The following is a 17,539-nucleotide window of genomic DNA, read 5'->3' as shown; positions in this document are numbered from 1 at the left end:
AGAATTTTTTTCAATTATGGGACACTAGAGACAATCAAACAACAGAGGAGTAATAGAATGAAAAAGAATTATCCAGCAGCACCTAGCTTGCCGCAACGATTTGCCTCGGATTTTTATTTAGAGGATGAAGCGAGCTTTGAAGCCTTACATGGTCTTGAAATGGATTTCAGCTATTTGACTTGCGAAAATCTAGTCCTCCGCCATTCAATTCTAGAAAAGGTCACAATGCAACGGACGAAACTGATTCGTTTTGAAGCGGGGAACGTCGTCTTCAAGAATTGTGATTTTTCCAATTTAGAATGGATTGGGGGCAGCTTTCATCAAGTGGTATTTGAAAATTGCAAATTAACGGGGTGTAATTTTGCCGAGAGCTATCTTAGAGATTGTCATTTTAAAGACTCTTTAATCAATTTTGGTTCTTTTAGTGCAACGAATTTGAAGAATGTCTGGTTTGAGAACTGTCAACTGTCTGACGGCGAATTTTTTGAAGTAACGTGGAAGCATTTATTTTTAGAAAAAAATAATTTGGAGAATAGCAATTGGCAACGAACCAAATTAGCGGGTCTAGACTTTACCAGCAATTCTTTCAGCAAAATCGCTTGCTCAATGGAACAGTTGAAGGGCTTAAAAGTCGATGCCTATCAAGCGCTGGTGATTGCAGCAGGATTAGGCCTAGAGATCGTGGAGGGCTAATTGGAAAAAACAACAGAAACGATTAAAGGAATCCCCATTCTTCGGTAGGATGAGAAGAGTGACAAAATAATTTATGGCGAGCAACACCATAAAAAGATCCGGTCATTCAATTGTTGGGTGAAGCAGAGGATTTTATCTTGCTAGGTTGTCGTGCATTCAAGCTATAAAAATTTCTTAGTAGAATTGGCTGAGAGATTTTTTTAGTGAGTGGCTGGTTTAAGCAGTTTAGGGTTAAAAAAGACTGTCCAGTAAATTTTTGGTAAAAGATTTCATAAGTAATTTTAAAGATAATCGGATTATCTATATATTTTTTTGCTATTTTATGACAAAAAAAGTAGGATGATTGTGAAAGTAAATATAAGTAAACTTGTTAGGTGAGGCTCCTAAACAAATATAAGCTATTGCGCAGAAACGTCGAAAGACGCCAATGTGTAAAACAGGAATTGTCGGATTAAGGCTTTTCATAAAATAGCTAAGAGTAATTCTTTACGTTGTTTAGTGCTAAAACTCAGACGATGAGATTGATTGTGTGAGACACCAAACGTGTTAGTTTTTTGCTAACGTTTGGTGTCTTTTTGTTTTTTGCTTTGAACGCTCTCACCGCAACAATTACTTGATGAGAGGGAGAGATGACTATGATAAAAAAAAGAAAGATCGATTGGCTATTGTTACTACCTTATTTTGTGGTAAGCCTAATCGGTCTTTTAATGGTCTTCAGCGCGAGTTCGTATCGATTGACAAGGGAAGGGAAAAATCCGTTATCGTTGTTTAGTAAGCAAGCGGTTTTTATTCTGTTAAGTTGGTTATTAATGGGACTTATTTATCATGTGAAAAGCAATATCTTATTAAAAAGCATCGTAGCAAAAGGCTTGTTGGCAATCGGCTTAGTCAGTTTAGTGTTTGTCAAAATAAACGGAGTCACAATCAATGGCGCACAAAGATGGGTTTCCTTATTTGGCATTCAATTTCAGCCATCAGAGGTAACAAACGTAGCGTTGATCTTATATTTAGCTTATTTTTTCCGGACGAAACGGGCAAGAAATCAATTGTGGATACCTGGCGGGCTGGTTTTACTTAGTGGTCTATTCATTTTACTGCAACCGAAAGTGACCGGAGCCATTATTATTTGGGGGATTGCCTTCGTACTCATTACGACCGCAGAAATCCCATACCAGCTTTCGCTCTTCCTTTTTTTAGGGTTGATTGTTGGTATCGTGCTAGTTGGCGGAATGATTCTTTTTTTGGGTAGTCACGATTTGCTGCCACAACTATTTTCCCATACGTATGAGCGCATTCGTTTGGTAAGAGATCCCTTCTTAGATTCTTACGGGCAAGGATTTCAAATGAGTAATTCCTATTATGCTCTTTACAATGGCGGATTTTTCGGGCGCGGGCTAGGAAACAGCATTACGAAAAAAGGGTATTTACCCGTTGCTGAGACGGACTTCATTTATTCAATCATGGTAGAAGAATTAGGAGTAATTGTCGCATTGCTGGTATTGGCATTGATTTTTTTGATCGCACTACGTTTATTTGTGCTAGCTGCAAAGGAACAGTGTCAACAGGTAAGCCTGATCTATTTTGGTGTGGGAACATTAATATTACTCCAAACAAGTATCAATGTGGCGAGTATTCTAGGACTGATTCCCATGACCGGGGTTCCTTTGCCATTCATCAGCTATGGCGGTACTAGCTATTTAATCCTTTCGGTAGCGCTTGGAATTTGTTTAAAATTTGCTTCGGAGGTTCGATCCAATGTGGAGACGTTTGAGCAACGAATTTAATTATTCACTTTTTTTACCGATTTTTTTGTTTTATTTAATCAGTATTGCTGTTCAATTTTTGGCGGCTGAACTTGACGAGGTGAATGTCAAGGAAGTTGTATTGAAACAGGTTATTTTTTGTTTGTTGTCGCTGGTAGTAATGGTAGCCGTCAGTAAAGTTAAAACCGCTAGTTTATTACGATATGCACCGCTTTTTTATATTTTGTCGCTAGGCGTGATGGCACTTTTGTATTGGTTTTACGATCCGGCAATGTATCAGGTAACTAACACAAAGCGCTGGCTGCGGCTCGGCCGTTTTTCTTTTCAACCATCCGAGTTGATGAAATTAAGCTTCATCCTTTTTATGGTTCGGCTCACACTGACTGAGGAAAGAAGCGACCAGCAGCGAAAGCTAAAGAGTGATCTTCACTATTTGAAAAAAATCCTGTTATTTAGTTTGCCAACCTTTCTATTAATGTTCATGCAACGGGATTTTGGGACAAGTTTAGTATTTATTGCTATTTTAGGAGCATTATTTATTATTTCCGGGATGCACTGGAAAATCTTAGCAACGATCACGGGGATCGGTGGGGCACTCGGCGGCACCTTACTAGTATTGGTATTCAGCAAATGGGGGAATCGTTTGCTTTATAGTCTGCACTTTAAGACGTATCAATTGGATCGCGTTCGAGCATGGGCCGATCCTTTCCAGTACAAAGATTCGATTGCTTATCAGCAAGTCCAGAGCCTTTACGCAATTGGCAGTGGTGGGTTATTTGGACGAGAGGCAGAGCAAGCTTCGGTATATGTTCCGGTTCGCGAATCCGATATGGTCTTTACCGTGGTCGCTGAGAACTTTGGTTTCATCGGTAGTACCTTTGTGATCTTTCTTTATTTTTATTTGTTTTATCAAATCCTTTCCAATGCAATAAAAACGAATAATAAAGCCAATCTGTATCTAGCAATCGCCTTCGTCTTTGGCTTATTATTTCAAATTTTTGAAAATATTGGGGCGGCCATTGGTATTTTGCCGCTGACAGGGATTCCATTGCCAATTTTAAGTCAGGGTGGGACGTCCTTGATCGTATTGGGGCTCGGATTCGGTATGATGTTGGGCTTCCAAAAAAGAATGTAGTTTAAAGAAAAGAGGATACCTATGCGAAAAAAATTTACTTTACTAAGTGTCTGCACACTTTCGGTAGCGCTGATTTTTATGATCGGAGTAGCAATAAACGCTCAATGGCTCAATTATTTGGATACTTTTTTTATGCAAAATCGTCTAGCGAATATCTCGTTTTTGACGGTGTTTACAGGAGTGCTGGCAAAAGTAGCAACGCTTGGCCCAATGCTGATTATTTTCAGTTTTCTCGCGTTCTTTTTGTGGCGAAAACAGCAGAGAGCTTTAGCCGTTTGGTGTTTAGGTAATCTGATTTTTATCAGTGGGGTCGGCTATTTATTAAAGCAAGTGTTTCAACGAGTGCGACCTGAGCAACTACAATATCTCACGCGTTCATCGTATAGTTTTCCCAGTGGACATTCGCTGCTAGTCATGACACTGGTTGGCTCTCTCTGTTTAATTTATTTTTTTATGAATAAAAAAATGCCAACACTTGTCAAAGTAGGATTGGCGTTGTTAGTGCTTGTGATTGCCGGCGGTCGAATTTATCTAGGCGTTCATTTCATCAGCGATGTCATCACGGGTCTATGCTTAGGATTAGGCCTTACATTCGGCAGTGGCTGCTTTTTTTACTCTTATTTGCAACCAGTAAACGTAAGGTTGAAAGAAACGGAAGGCGCTAAATTTGTAAAATGGCAAACGATTTTATTAAGTCTGCTGGCTTGTGCAGTGGTACTTATCACTGGGTTAAGCATCTTTGCTTTGACGTTTTATCATAACTCGCGTAATGCGGCGGATTCGATGTATGCGCCGATTGAACGAACCAGGACGGTAAACACACCGGTGGCTTCTGAGCCAATTAGTATTTTAATTTTAGGAATCGCAAATGATGCCAAGAGAAAAACGGATTTTCGTGCAAACACGATTATGGTAGCAACCTTAAATAATCAAACGAAGGAAACAACGCTAGTGAGTATTCCTCGTGATGCGTTCGTGGAGATCGTTGGTGCGGAGTATCAGGATAAAATCAATCATGCCCATTCGATTGGTGGACCAGAAATGATGATTGATACGGTGGAAAAATTTTTAGCGATTCCGATCCATCACTATATGGAGGTTAATATGGATGGCTTACAAACATTGGTGGACGCAGTCGGAGGCGTCACGGTAGATAATGATTTTGCTTTTTCAGCCGAGGGAATTGATTATCCAAAAGGCAAGCAACACTTGAATGGTTGGGAAGCATTACAGTATTCCCGAATGCGGTACGAAGACCCCAAAGGTGATTACGGACGTCAAGGCCGGCAACGAGAGGTAATGGAATTATTAATCAGTCAGCTACTCTCAACCAAAAGTCTGTTTCATTACCAAAAAATTTTAGCTGGAATCGGGGAAAATGGCAAGACGGATCTAACCTTTAATCAAATGCAGAAAATTATGACGGACTATCACACGAGTCTAAGGAAAATCAATAGTCAGCAAGTCCAAGGAGAGGGATTCACTGGCGATGGGTTCACTGGTGATGCAGGGATTTCTTATCAGGAGATTCCGCAAGTAGAAGTGGACCGCGTAAAAAAAATTCTTTTTAAACAATTAAATCTATAAGTAAAAGAAGTAGTAGTTAGAGCATGCAAACCATTCGAAAAGCAACGGGCTCTCACGGTTAAATTTCCTGCTTTAAGAAAAAATTGCGCTATAATAGTTACAGGAAAGGTGGGGAAACGATGCTTAGTCAAATAGGATTATTGCTTGTGACGGGTGTGTTGGCCGGCATTTTAGGGTCGATTTTAGGAATCGGCGGCGGAATTATTTTAACACCATTTTTAACGTTAGTTATGGGCTTGGATATCAAATACGCAATCGCTGCTAGTATTGTCTGTGTGATTGCCACCAGTTCAGGAGCGACGATTGCATATTTAAAGGATGACATGCTAAATTTACGGGTGGCAATGTTTTTGGAGATTGCTACTACGATCGGTGCAATCGCAGGAGCACTGCTTTCCGGGATTGTACCAACGGGATTTCTATTTATTTTATTTGGTGGTTTTTTATTATTTTCCGTGGTGAATATGATTCAAAAATTAAGGGGAAAATCAGCCGAACAGATCCAGTCCTCTACTAGCAATTCACTGGCAGAAAAATTAAAGCTGAATGGTTCATATTATGATAAGGTGCTGGACCAACAAATTGATTATCAAGTTGAAAAGGTTCCGGGAGGTTTTGCTATGATGTTTGGTGCCGGGATTGCTTCAGGGCTTTTAGGAATCGGGAGTGGGGTCTTCAAGGTGACGGCGATGGATACTATCATGAAAATGCCGTTAAAACCATCTAGTGCGACAAGTAATTTAATGATGGGTGTGACTGCCGCGGCCTCTGCTATGGTCTACTTTTTCAACGGGGCGATTTTACCACAGATTGCGGCACCTTTAGCTTTAGGAGTTTTAGGCGGAGCCACGATGGGCTCGCGCATCATGCAGCGATTGAAACCAGTGGTAATTCGTATGATCTTTATTCCGATTCTATTGATTATGGGCATTCAAATGGTATTGCGGGGATTCGGGGTGATGAATTAATGGAGGACAAAGAAGAAATTTTGGCGATTGAGCGCTCAATTGGCTATATCTTGCGGATTGGTGTCATTGTTTCGGCCGTAATCATCGTTATTGGAATGCTTTTATTGTTCATCCAGCCAAGTACACAGGCGGTTCCCAACAATTTACCTGCGATCATTCATGGGTTGCTGCAATTAAATGGAGAAGCCTTTATTATGTTAGGATTATTTTGTTTAATTCTTACTCCTGTTTTACGAGTAGTGATTTCTATTTTTGCTTTTGCCAAAGAAAAAGATTATCTATACGTTTGGATAACGGTGATTGTTTTAGTGATTTTGGTGATCGGGATGAGTTTGGGACTGGTGGAAAAATAGTTTCAAAGAGAAGTTTTTTTCGCGAGTTTCCGTGTTAATTTTAAATAAGTAAAGGAGTGTTGCAATGATTACTATTCGTACAGCGACGCCTGCGGACGCAGCTGCGTTACGCAAAATTTATGCACCCTATGTGACTGAGACAACCATTACATTCGACTACGAAGTTCCTAGTGAAGCGACCTTTGCTGATCGGATCGCTGAAACAATCACAACGTATCCGTATTTAGTAGCTGAGAATCAGGGAGAAATCATCGGCTACGCGTATGCCCATGCGTACAAAGAGCGGGCCGCTTATGATTGGGCGGTAGAGGTTAGTGTTTATGTAGACCGTCAGAAGCAAGGGATCGGAGCCGGTAAACGTCTCTACCAAGCATTGGAAGCGGTATTGGAGAAACAAAATGTAGCGATTTTGACCGCCTGTATTACCGGTGGAAATCACGGCAGTCTAAAATTTCATGAGAGGTTAGGGTATCAATCGGCGGCCCTCTTTCCAAAAATTGGTTACAAGTTTGAAGCATGGCATGATGTTCTTTGGTTACAGAAATTTTTACGAAAGACGGAAGGTGCATTGCCGACGTTTATTCCTTTTTCTGAATTATAAAAAAAAAGCCAGTCAGTGAGTTTTCATCACTGACTGGCTTTTTGTTAACTTCTTCTCGTTAAAATCTGACTCGTTAATCGTTCTAATTTTTCTTTCGTACCATGTTCATTCGTGGGTAGTTTTCGAATGTCTTTTAGCGCTTTTTTTGTATAGTCGGCTGCCAAGTCTTGAGTAAAGCTAGCACCGCCTAATTCGATCACGAGTTGTTGAACCGCTACTGTGTCGGCATCAGACATGTGTTCTTTCTTTTCTAAATAAGGCAGTAATTGTGCTTTGTCTTTTTTTAGGGCATAGATTAAAGGTAGGGAATAGACGCCTTGACGGACGTCTTCTAACACTGGTTTGCCTAAAGTAGTGCTATCCGCTTGATAGTCTAACAGATCGTCCATGATTTGGAAGGCGATGCCGATATTACGGCCAATCTCACCAGCTTTTTTAGCAAAGCGTTCACTACTGCCGCTTTCGAAAGCACCAGCAAAACAGCTTAAAGAAAATAATTCAGCTGTCTTGCCGGAAATATTTTCTAAGTAATCTTCAATGGTTTGATCTGTTCGATAGCGATCATCCATTTGACCTAATTCGCCGTCTAAAATTTTTTCCATACTGCGGGAGTTTAGTTGTAGGCTCCGTAATGAGGTAGCGTAATCGGATAATAATTTGAAACAGCAAATAAATAAGTAATCTCCTGCATAAACAGCCGTATCATTTCCGAAAGTCGAGCGAATCGTTGGCAATCCCCGCCGCAAGGTTGAATCATCGACGATGTCATCGTGAATCAAAGTAGCGGTGTGGAGCATTTCAATGGCTGCGGCTAGTGAGGTGGCTTTTTTTTGATCCTGCTCGGGACCAAATTCGGCAAAGAGTAATTGATAAGCAGGACGTAATAATTTGCCGCCGGCGTGGATCATTTCTAGCACAGCGTGTTCGACTTTTTTATTTTTTAACTTAACGACATCTTCCATTAAATAAAGCGTCGTCGTCAGTTGTTTTGCAAGTTCTGGATAGTCTTGCCACATTGGATGAAGGATCATTTTTGATAGCCTCCGAATCTTTTTTTATTCTTTTTTTCCAGCTCATAGTTTAACTGGAATTTTTTTAAAGCTTGCACATGAACGAGTAAGTAATTGCCCGAGATTCCAATCGTGATCCCAGCGAGAATTCCAAATAAGGACATGATGGGAAGATAGAGCATGACTGTCCAGGATTGGGCAATCCAACTTGCGACTAGTAATTGTCCGACGTTATGGAGAAAGCCGCCGGCGGCACTGATGCCGATGATGCTGACACGTTTAGGGCCGAGACTTTTGACCAGCAACATGCCGAAATAGCTTAGCATGGAGCCGCTCATACTATATAAAAAGGTCGAGATCGTACCACCTAATAAAGTTGTCAAGATCAGGCGCATCCAAACTAGCCGAAAGCTGTCTCTCTTAGGCATTGTAAAAATCGCGATAATCGTGATTAGATTGGCTAAACCAAGCTTCGCACCAGGAGCGAAAGCAAAAGGAGAAGGGATCATATTTTCAACTAAACCTAAAATGACACCTTGAGCAACTAAAAGCGCTATGTAGATCAATTTTTGAGTCTTATGCATGATACAGACAGCTAATAAATGACACTGCCGGTTTCACCTCCATCTGAGGCTTTTACTTCAATTAATAATTTGTGAGGCAGACAGACAATCGTTTCTCCAGACTGATCAATCCAGCCTCGGCGAACACAAATCTGATCACCGCAATTCGCTTCTTTGATCCGAATCTTAGATCCTTTGATCTCGATCAAATTATAATCACCGTCTGGATCGGTGTAGCGATAAGTATAGGATTGCTTGTCATCGTTGAGATCGAAGCTTTTAATTTCTTTTCCATCAACGGAAAGAACCGCTTGTTGCGTGGGGGCCTCATTCACACGATTGATACTGAAGACGACGATGGGGGCAAAAGAAAGCAAGATCAACAGTAAAACAATGATTCCGTCCCAAGGTCGTAGCAAACTAATTTTTACAAAATACTTCAGCTTCAAGAGTCACACCCCTTTATTTTTTCATACAATGAATCGTCCCAATCATAACATAAAGAAAGTCCTAAAGAGGGAAATAAGCCCTTTAGAACTTTCTTTCATAAATAATTCAATTGTTAACTCTATTTTTTGCCGTAGATTGAACGAGGTGTTCCATACCACCATTTGCCGACAGTCCGTTGAATCCAAGGAATCACCCAACGGTCAAGACCTAATGCACGACCAGAGCCGTTCATTAATGCGAAGGCAACAAAGATGAACCAAATGTTGACCCAATAGAACATGCCAGATAGACAGAAGACGATGGTTAAACCAATCGTTGCGGCACTCGCTAACCAAGTGAATAACCCAAAGATTAAGGCTAATGCGATCCCGATTTCAACGAAGGTCATGAATTTTTGCATGAACAACGCCACGTCTTGATTCGGCATCATGACTTCCATGATTTTTGAGAACCAATGCGGCATTTTTTCAAAGACAGGCATTGGGTTTTCACCAAAGGCATAGCTGAAACCAAAGTGCGTTGCTTGAGTCGCTGTTGCAGCGGCAGCATCTGTCGCACCGCCAGCAGCACCTGTTGCCGCTGTTGTTGCTTCAGCCGCATGAGCACCAGCTGCAGAGGCGCCAGTAGTTACTTGTTCTTGCAACCAAGGAAATGGAAAGACGACTTTGTCAGTAAACCAAGAGCCATCGCCAAACCAAGAAGTAGGGTTCAAGTAATGACCATTACCAACGACTTTTTTAGAGGATTCAATTAACCACATTGAACCATAGAAGACACGTAATGGAACACTCCACAATACATTACCGTAACGTGAAGAATGCCCACGAGTCACATTGCGATCATTTTTAATATGGAAAAATTCGTGCATCATGTATTGGAACATGTAGTAGCCAGAACGCATATCAAAGAAATATTTCAAGTTAACGATATGTTTCATCACAATCGCCATAAAACCAGCCATGTGAACTTTGTCCATTAAGTTGGCAACGCCCCATTTTGAACCGATGGAGACCATGAATCCTTGGTAATTACTTTTGAATTCGTGCTTTTCAGTGTTTTTAACTTTGGCAACGATATTCGCTGCTGCTGTATGAGCTGTTTGTTCTGCAGCTTGAACGATCTGTGGTGTTGGACGCCCATCACCATTTTCTTCGTAGTGAACCAAGTCACCAACGATGTAGATGTCTTTGTCTTCATAGCCTTTAGCTTGCATATATTCGTTCGCGTACAAACGTTGTCCACGAGCCGCTTCAAGTCCAAAGTCTGCTGCATCAGACGTTCCTTTGACACCAGCAGTCCAAATCAAGGTATTGGTTGGAACTTTTGAGCCGTCTTTTAAGACAATGTGGAGTTTATTCATGAAAATGAAAAAAATGGTATCAGGGTTTGCGGTAGTGGCATTTTCGACACTAGCTTTAGCAGCCTGCGGGGGAAGCAACGATAAAGAAGCAGCTTCAAGCTCATCAACAAGTTCTTCAGAAGCAGTCAAACCAGCAGAAAAAGAAGCTGGCGGCGATCTAAAAGATGGCAGCTATAAATTAGAAGAAAAGAACTATGATCATGGTTACCGCGTTGTTTTTGACATGACTGTTAAAGATGGCAAAATCACAAAATCAAACTATGACTACCTAAACGAAGACGGCAAATCAAAACAAAAAGATGCTGAATACGAAAAGAGCATGAAAGAAAAAACAAAGACTGGTCCTAAAGAATACATTCCAGCTTTAAATAAATCATTAGAAGATACACAAAACCCAGATGCAGTTGAAGCTGTTACTGGTGCGACTCACTCTAGCGAAAACTTCAAGAACTACTCTCAACAATTAGTTCAAGCAGCTCAAGCTGGCGACACAAAAACAATCGAAATCGACAATGGCGCTGCAATGAAAGACGGCACTTACAAATTAGAAGAAAAGAACTACTCTAATGGCTACCGTACAATCTTCAGCATGACTGTTGCTGGTGGAAAAATCACTGAATCAAACTTTGACATGGTTGACAAAGACGGCAAATCTAAAAAAGATGACGCTGACTACGAAAAGAACATGAAAGCTAAAAGCGGTGTTGGACCAAAAGAATACATCGAACAATTAAACAAAGGTTTAGTTGAAAAAGGCGCTCCTGCTGATGTTGAAGTTGTCACTGGTGCAACTCATTCTTCACACGCTTTCCAAACGTATGCAGCTCAATTAGTAAACGCTGCTGAAAAAGGCAATACAAACACAATCCAAGTAGACAACATTGTTACTAAAAAATAATTTTTAATCTCCTTAGGGAATCTGAAAAAGAGCTGGGATCTCCCAGCTCTTTTTTTAATACTTTTCAAGCACTTATTTTCTTGATTATTAATTAGAGGTAAGCAAAAAAAGCTATGAAAATCGCCTCGAAAGAGCTATGATAAGGTGAAAAAATTTTACAATATACAAAGGGAGTATTTGTGTGAAGAAACGACTAGCAATGGTATTTTTAGGAGTATTAATGATTCTTCTGACCGCTTGCGGCAGCAGTAAACCAAAAATAAATGAGAAACCATATGAAGATAAACAATTTTTAATGGGTACATATGTCCAAATCAGAATTTACGATGATGGTAAAAAGGAAGCTTTAAAACCGGCCTTTGATCGAGTGAAGGAATTGGCGGATAAAATCACGGTGAATCAAAAGGGCTCAGAAATTGATGCCATTAATGCAGCGGCAGGTGAAAAACCGGTAAAAGTGACCGACGATATGTATTATTTATTGAAGGAAGCTTACAAATATAGTAAAGATTCTCAAGGCGGCTTTGATATGGCGATTGGTCCAATCACTTCTATGTGGCGAATTGGCTTCCCAGATGCTCGCAAGCCAGCTCAAAATGAAATCGATCAGGCGTTGAAGCTAGTCAATTATCATGATGTTGAATTCAATAATGAGGATAAAACGGTCTACTTGAAAGAAAAAGGCATGAAATTGGATCTTGGCGCGATTGCGAAAGGCTATATTACTGATGAAGTGATTAAGGTACTAAAGGAAAATGAGGTAACGACTGCCATCGTTGACCTTGGCGGGAATGTATATGTGTTAGGTCACAGTCCGCGAAATGACCAAAAAGAAGACTGGACAGTCGGGATCCAAGACCCGAACCAAGCAAGAAATGTTGTTTTAGGAAGTGTTCCGGAAAGCAATAAATCTTTGGTAACGTCGGGTATCTATGAGCGCTACCTAGAAGTTGACGGGAAAACTTACCATCACTTATTTAATCCGAAAACAGGGTATCCCTTTGATAACGACATTGCAGGTGTTACGATCATCTCTAAAAAATCCATTGATGGCGATGGCTTATCTACGGCAGTCTTTTCCATGGGTGTCAAAAAGGGAATCGCTTATGTGGATACACTAAAGGATACAGAAGCAATCTTTGTTACAAAGGATGATAAAATTTACGTCACAGCTGGGATCAAGGATGGGTTCAAGATCAATCCAGAAGCTGGCTATACTATGGGAAATGAAAAGGATTTGAAATAAAATGACTTTAAAAAGTTTTTTTGACTTAGTAGAGATCCGTACGAAATTAGCGAGCTTGTTTCCATTTCTGATTGCGGTATTGTTCACCAATACGTATTTTCATTCCTTTCACTTAGGAAAAACGCTCTTTTTCTTCTTGGGAATGGTTGCGTTCGATATGGCGACGACAGCAATCAATAATTATATGGATTTTCGCAAAGCCCACTCTGAAACGTATAAGTACCAAGAAAACGTGATTGGAAAAGATCAGTTATCGGAGAAAACCGTCGTGGCGATTATTTTCGCCTTAATTGGATTTGCAGCGATCGTCGGCATTACGCTGGCGATCCAAACCGGTTGGCTTTTATTGGTGATGGGGTGTGCTTGTTGTTTCATCGGGGTCTTTTACACTTACGGACCGATTCCGCTATCACGGATGCCACTAGGAGAATTATTTAGTGGCGTAACGATGGGCTTAGGAATCTTTGCGATAACGATTTATTTGAACACCGTCGATCAAAAGGCCTTTTTCTTAGAGTTGGACTTGCAGCACTTTGCGTTAACTGGTAGTACTACCGCTGCCTTAGCTGTTATTTGGGCATCGTTACCGTTGATTGCTACGATTGCGAATATTATGTTGGCCAATAATCTTTCTGATTTAGAACAAGACATTGAAAATCATCGGTACACGTTACCTTTTTATCTTGGACGTAAAATGGTGTGATTTTGTTTAATGTATTAATGTATGGTTCTTATCTAACGATTATTGTCGGCTGGATCGCAGGTATTTATCAATGGCCAATCGTAGTGACATTCGTCAGTCTTTTAAAAGTTTATCCACAGACTAAAGTTTTTACGGAAAAGCAGATCAAAAGTCAGACTTTTGCGATGTCTATTAAAAATCTCGTCGCGTTCAATAGCTGCTATGGGTTAGGGCTGTTGCTGACGTTGCTTTGGCAAGTACTGGGTTAAGGCGACCAAAAAAAGTAAAGGATTAAGAAGAGGAGTTACACATGGAAAATAGTAAGAATTTGAAGCCTGAATTCAATCGAATGACAAAAGAGCATTTCTTTGAGCTTGTTCAGATTCGCACAAAAATGGCGGGTATCTTTCCCTTTGTGATTGCCGTTTTATTTACGAATACCTATTTTCATTCATTCCATCCAGGAAAAACGATTTTTTTCTTTTTCGGATTGTTGGCATTTGATTTAGCAATTACCGCAATCAATAATTATATGGATTTTTTAAAAGCTCATTCAGAAAAATACAAATACGAAGAGAACGTTATTGGACGCGAAAATTTGTCAGTGAAAACGATCCAACGACTAATTTTGGGCTTGGTAGGTTTTGCAGCGATCGTGGGTTTTACGTTAGCGATCCAGACGGGCTGGCTATTGCTAGTAATGGGGTTAGCTTGTTGCTTTGTTGGAGTCTTTTACACGTACGGTCCGATTCCTTTATCGCGGATGCCTTTGGGAGAAATTTTCAGTGGTGTGACAGAGGGCTTAGGAATCTTTGCCATCACTACTTATATTAATACGTATGATCAACGGCTTTTTTATATGGAGCTGAATTTCAAACATTTTGCGCTAACCGGAAACCCGATAATTATTTTGGCCTTGGTGTGGGCGGCTTTACCGTTGGTGATGACCATTGCCAATATCATGCTGGCAAACAATATCAGTGATTTGACACAAGACATTGAGAATCATCGCTATACGTTGCCATTTTATATTGGACGTCAGTGGAGCCTACGTTTGTTTAATTTACTGGCGTATGCACCGTATCTAGTTATTTTGATTGGCTGGCTCGCGGGCATTTATCACTGGCCGATTTTAGTGGCATTTATCAGTCTGATTAAGGTTCATAAACAAACAAAAATTTTTACGAAAGAACAAATCAAAAGCAAAACGTTTCCAATGGCGGTGGAAAACCTAATTGTGTTTAATAGCTTTTATGCGTTGGGACTGTTAGCGATATTGATTTTGCAAAAAGTATAAAAAAGGTTGGTGAGTTTTTTACTCACCAACCTTTTTTAATTGTGTAGCTGTATGACTAGTACGATCAAACTTAGGATGCCCAAAAGAGTGACTCCTATAAATAAGCCTTTATCCCGCTTTGTCGCAAAAACAGGCCGTTTGTAAGTATGACTGTTCCACAGCCAAAAAACAAAGCCTAAAGCATAAATGCCGACACAATAAAGTAAATTCAACCCACCAGAAGAATACAACATATAGATGCCATAAATAATTCCTCCCAGAGCCAACCATTTTTGACCGGCGTGTTGCTTCTTCTTGGCCACTTTCCATAAAAAGGCAGCCGATAAAAGATAAGGAATGAGGACCATCGTAGTCGCCGTATCAGTCACCGCTTGAAACGCATCCATTGCCCAACGAGAAATTAAAAAGACGATTTGCATAATCACGCCGTTTAAGATCAAGGCATTAATCGGTGCATTTTGTTTATTGGCTTTCCCTAAGAAAGCCGGGAACATTTTGTCTTGTGCCGCGTCAAAAGAAATTTCCGCCGCTAAAATTGTCCAAGAAATCCATGCGCCTAAGACGGAGATGATGACTCCGATATCAATCATACGAGCAGCCCAAATGCCTGTCGAAGCACGGAGTACACCGCTAAGAGAAGGGCTTGGCAAAGCCGCTAACTGTTCTTGCGGCAATGTACCAAAGCTTAACATAACGATCAGAACATAAATGGCTAGCGTCGTAGAATAACCGATCAAGGTCGCCCGACCAACATCCTTTGCTCGTTTTGCCCGACCAGATAAAACAACTGCGCCTTCGATTCCAACAAAAACCCACATTGTTTGCAACATTGCGTGGCGAATTTGGGTTGGAACACTACCAAGATGTTTTCCACTGTTAAGTACATTTTTGGCAAAAACATCCATTGAAAAAATATGATACTTAAAATGAATGAATAATAGCAAAATCGCTAAAACAATCGGGACGACTTTGGCAGCAGTCGCCACCGTGTTTAAAATACTGGCAGTGCGAATCCCACGAGCCACTAGAAAAACTACGCCCCAAATCATAAACGTTCCTAAAAAGAGTCCGATTTGTCCACCAGAACCGCCGATAGCAGGAACGAATTTACTCAAGGCATCTAAAAATAGAATCACAAAGGAAACATTGCCGATAATGTTACTGAGCCAGTAGCCCCAAGCAGAGTTAAACCCGATGTAGTCGCCGAAACCATCCTTTGCATAATAATAAATTCCGCCGATGATTTCTGGCTCTTCATTTGAAAGTGTTTGAAAGACCTTTGCGATAAAGAAGACACCGACACCCGTGATGAACCATGCAAATAGGGAAGCAATAACGCCAGCGGATTGTGAGATGCTGCTGGGCAGATTGAATACGCCGCCGCCTAACATCGATCCAATAACAATCATACTTAAGCCCAGCAAACTCACTTCTTTGGTATGGTTGCTAGACATTTGATTTTGTTCCATAATTTTCCTCCTAAAAAACACTTCTTTTATTCAAGCATATTTATTCAAAAATAGCCATTATGAAGGGATGAAACTAACACGGTATTGAATGAAAGGTTTGCCACCAGATTCTAATTAAATTCAACAGTCTTTTTTACTTGCCTATACCAATGCTTTGTTATCCTTATTTTGTTGAAATAAGGAGGGCCAAATAGAGCAATGAAACGAGAGAAGAACGCTTCGAAAAACGAAGTAAAGACCACCGACTTTCTATTAGAAATGTTGGCGTTGTTCATTCTAATTTCCTTAACTATTTATGCCATTAGAACTGGAAAATTATTCTAAGAAGAGATACTCCTTTGTGAGTGTCTTTTTCTTTTTGAAAAAAAAGATCTTGAGTAGACCAATTAAATAACTGGTTTTAACAGTATTGAGCTAATTGTGAAGGGATATTGGCTGTAAAAATAACTTTTTTTATATAGAATATTTCAATGCTTTTGCTATATTACTTGCATTGCCCCACTTTTTATAGGTATGCTTTTACAGATGACATGTTTGCTCGCAATAAGGGGCACGTTTTGAGAGGTTTTTACTGAGAAACTTAGCTAGAGTAGTGATAGGAGGAAGATGAATGGATTGGTTGGATCATTTTAACGACAGTATTGCTTATGTGGAAGAGAATTTAGCCGGAGTAATCGAGCTAGAGCAGGCCGCACAATTGGCTCAATGTTCAAGCTATCATTATCAGCGAATGTTTTCGTATATTGCCGGAGTGACTTTTGCAAGTTATATTCGCCGCCGTCGAATGAGTTTGGCAGGGGTGGATTTGCAAAAGGGAGAAAAAGTGATTGATGTCGCCCTGAAATATGGGTACGATTCACCGACTTCTTTTAATCGGGTGTTTAAAGAAATTCACAGGATTACACCACAACAAGCAAAGCAGGCTGGCGTAAAACTAACTAGCTATCCTATGTTGACCTTCAAAATTACTGTAAAGGGAGTGCATGCAATGGAATATCAATTAGTCGAAAAAGAAGCGTTCAACGTAACGGGTGTGGGGATTGAATTGGATCAAGATATGGAAAAATATAAAAAAATGATTCCGGAATTTTGGAGCAAAGTCAGCGCTAGCGGGGAATTACAAAAATTATTTCCGATCATGGATCAAAGAAACCCTGGTGTCATGGGAATCAGCATGATGACCTCAAAAATTCAAGAGAATTGGGAATACGTCATTGGTGTAGCCAGTGACCAAGTCCCTGTAGGGTTCAAACACTACGAAGTTCCAGCAGCGAAATGGGCCATCTTTTCTGGCAACGGCCCGATGCCGGGAGCGATTCAGGAAATGCAGACACAGATCTTTACGGAATGGCTGCCAACCTCCGGATTTGAGTATGCGGAACTACCGGATATTGAACTGTATTTAGACGCAAATCCAGAAAATGCTCATTTTCAAATCTGGTTCCCAGTACGGGTCAAATAAAC

The 17,539-nt window shown here is 40.4% G+C and carries 16 protein-coding genes, 2 pseudogenes and 1 riboswitch; of the genes and pseudogenes, 13 read left to right on the top strand and 5 right to left on the bottom strand.

Features of this window, described 5'->3' with window-relative positions; all coding sequences use genetic code 11:
• Positions 1-57: 57 nt before the first annotated feature.
• The 7 genes from FFM67_RS05410 (at position 58) to FFM67_RS05380 (ending at position 7,100) form a co-directional block, all read left to right on the top strand.
• On the top strand, positions 58-693 hold the full coding sequence (locus FFM67_RS05410) for a pentapeptide repeat-containing protein (RefSeq protein ID WP_137613562.1): 636 nt from the start codon (positions 58-60) through the stop codon (positions 691-693).
• Positions 694-1,052: 359 nt separating this feature from the next.
• A riboswitch (M-box (ykoK) riboswitch) is annotated at positions 1,053-1,220 on the top strand.
• 108 nt (positions 1,221-1,328) lie between these two features.
• Complete coding sequence (locus tag FFM67_RS05405) at positions 1,329-2,477, top strand: FtsW/RodA/SpoVE family cell cycle protein (RefSeq protein WP_137613561.1); 1,149 nt, start codon at positions 1,329-1,331, stop codon at positions 2,475-2,477.
• A complete protein-coding gene (locus FFM67_RS05400) occupies positions 2,449-3,591 on the top strand; it encodes an FtsW/RodA/SpoVE family cell cycle protein (RefSeq protein ID WP_137613560.1) in 1,143 nt (380 codons plus the stop codon). Before FFM67_RS05405 ends, FFM67_RS05400 begins: the two co-directional genes overlap by 29 nt.
• 21 nt (positions 3,592-3,612) lie before the next feature.
• Complete coding sequence (locus tag FFM67_RS05395) at positions 3,613-5,178, top strand: phosphatase PAP2/LCP family protein (RefSeq protein WP_174784462.1); 1,566 nt, start codon at positions 3,613-3,615, stop codon at positions 5,176-5,178.
• Between the two features lie 119 nt (positions 5,179-5,297).
• Positions 5,298-6,146 carry a sulfite exporter TauE/SafE family protein gene (locus FFM67_RS05390; RefSeq protein ID WP_137613558.1) on the top strand — a complete coding sequence of 283 codons (849 nt, stop codon included), beginning with the start codon at positions 5,298-5,300 and terminating at the stop codon, positions 6,144-6,146.
• Positions 6,146-6,499, top strand: coding sequence for a DUF1634 domain-containing protein (locus FFM67_RS05385; RefSeq protein ID WP_137613557.1), 354 nt, complete (start codon positions 6,146-6,148; stop codon positions 6,497-6,499). The genes FFM67_RS05390 and FFM67_RS05385 overlap by 1 nt, the downstream gene beginning before the upstream one ends.
• A gap of 64 nt (positions 6,500-6,563) precedes the next feature.
• Entirely contained in the window at positions 6,564-7,100 is a 537-nt protein-coding gene (locus tag FFM67_RS05380; protein ID WP_137613556.1) for a GNAT family N-acetyltransferase, read from the top strand.
• Positions 7,101-7,144: 44 nt separating this feature from the next.
• On the opposite strand, the gene FFM67_RS05375 is transcribed toward FFM67_RS05380, so the two are convergent.
• The 4 genes and pseudogenes from FFM67_RS05375 to FFM67_RS05360 form a co-directional block, all read right to left on the bottom strand.
• Positions 7,145-8,131, bottom strand: a complete 987-nt coding sequence (locus FFM67_RS05375) for a polyprenyl synthetase family protein (RefSeq protein ID WP_137613555.1) — start codon at positions 8,129-8,131, stop codon at positions 7,145-7,147.
• Positions 8,128-8,694: a Gx transporter family protein gene (locus tag FFM67_RS05370; RefSeq protein WP_137613554.1), complete on the bottom strand. Its 567-nt coding sequence runs from the start codon at positions 8,692-8,694 to the stop codon at positions 8,128-8,130. Before FFM67_RS05370 ends, FFM67_RS05375 begins: the two co-directional genes overlap by 4 nt.
• Before the next feature lie 11 nt (positions 8,695-8,705).
• The gene (locus FFM67_RS05365) at positions 8,706-9,122 is read right to left on the bottom strand and encodes a NusG domain II-containing protein (protein WP_137613553.1); all 417 of its coding nucleotides are present in this window, start codon (positions 9,120-9,122) and stop codon (positions 8,706-8,708) included.
• A gap of 119 nt (positions 9,123-9,241) precedes the next feature.
• Positions 9,242-10,471: pseudogene (locus tag FFM67_RS05360) on the bottom strand (NADH dehydrogenase FAD-containing subunit); the annotation flags it as partial.
• 10 nt (positions 10,472-10,481) lie between these two features.
• On the opposite strand from FFM67_RS05360, the gene pplA reads away from it, so the two are divergent.
• The 4 genes and pseudogenes from pplA (at position 10,482) to menA (FFM67_RS05340) (ending at position 14,606) form a co-directional block, all read left to right on the top strand.
• The gene (gene pplA / locus FFM67_RS05355; RefSeq protein ID WP_137613552.1) at positions 10,482-11,381 is read left to right on the top strand and encodes an extracellular electron transfer flavoprotein PplA; all 900 of its coding nucleotides are present in this window, start codon (positions 10,482-10,484) and stop codon (positions 11,379-11,381) included.
• Between the two features lie 199 nt (positions 11,382-11,580).
• A complete protein-coding gene (locus FFM67_RS05350; protein ID WP_371851567.1) occupies positions 11,581-12,627 on the top strand; it encodes an FAD:protein FMN transferase in 1,047 nt (348 codons plus the stop codon).
• A gap of 1 nt (position 12,628) precedes the next feature.
• Positions 12,629-13,578 (top strand): annotated as a pseudogene (gene menA, locus FFM67_RS05345) (1,4-dihydroxy-2-naphthoate polyprenyltransferase).
• Between the two features lie 41 nt (positions 13,579-13,619).
• A complete protein-coding gene (menA, locus tag FFM67_RS05340; protein ID WP_174784461.1) occupies positions 13,620-14,606 on the top strand; it encodes a 1,4-dihydroxy-2-naphthoate polyprenyltransferase in 987 nt (328 codons plus the stop codon).
• Between the two features lie 35 nt (positions 14,607-14,641).
• Here the strand turns inward: menA (FFM67_RS05340) and FFM67_RS05335 are convergent, their stop codons facing one another.
• Complete coding sequence (locus FFM67_RS05335; protein ID WP_137613550.1) at positions 14,642-16,075, bottom strand: basic amino acid/polyamine antiporter; 1,434 nt, start codon at positions 16,073-16,075, stop codon at positions 14,642-14,644.
• A gap of 198 nt (positions 16,076-16,273) precedes the next feature.
• Here FFM67_RS05335 and FFM67_RS12500 point away from each other — a divergent pair, with 198 nt between their 5' ends.
• Together FFM67_RS12500 and FFM67_RS05330 are read left to right on the top strand one after the other, a co-directional pair.
• Positions 16,274-16,399 carry a hypothetical protein gene (locus FFM67_RS12500; RefSeq protein ID WP_281279092.1) on the top strand — a complete coding sequence of 42 codons (126 nt, stop codon included), beginning with the start codon at positions 16,274-16,276 and terminating at the stop codon, positions 16,397-16,399.
• Between the two features lie 286 nt (positions 16,400-16,685).
• Complete coding sequence (locus FFM67_RS05330) at positions 16,686-17,537, top strand: AraC family transcriptional regulator (protein ID WP_137613549.1); 852 nt, start codon at positions 16,686-16,688, stop codon at positions 17,535-17,537.
• Positions 17,538-17,539: the final 2 nt, after the last annotated feature.

Origin of the sequence: Enterococcus viikkiensis, from assembly GCF_005405345.1 — a bacterium.
GTDB classification, from domain to species: domain Bacteria; phylum Bacillota; class Bacilli; order Lactobacillales; family Enterococcaceae; genus Enterococcus_A; species Enterococcus_A viikkiensis.
This window is presented reverse-complemented; position numbering and strand designations above follow the sequence as displayed.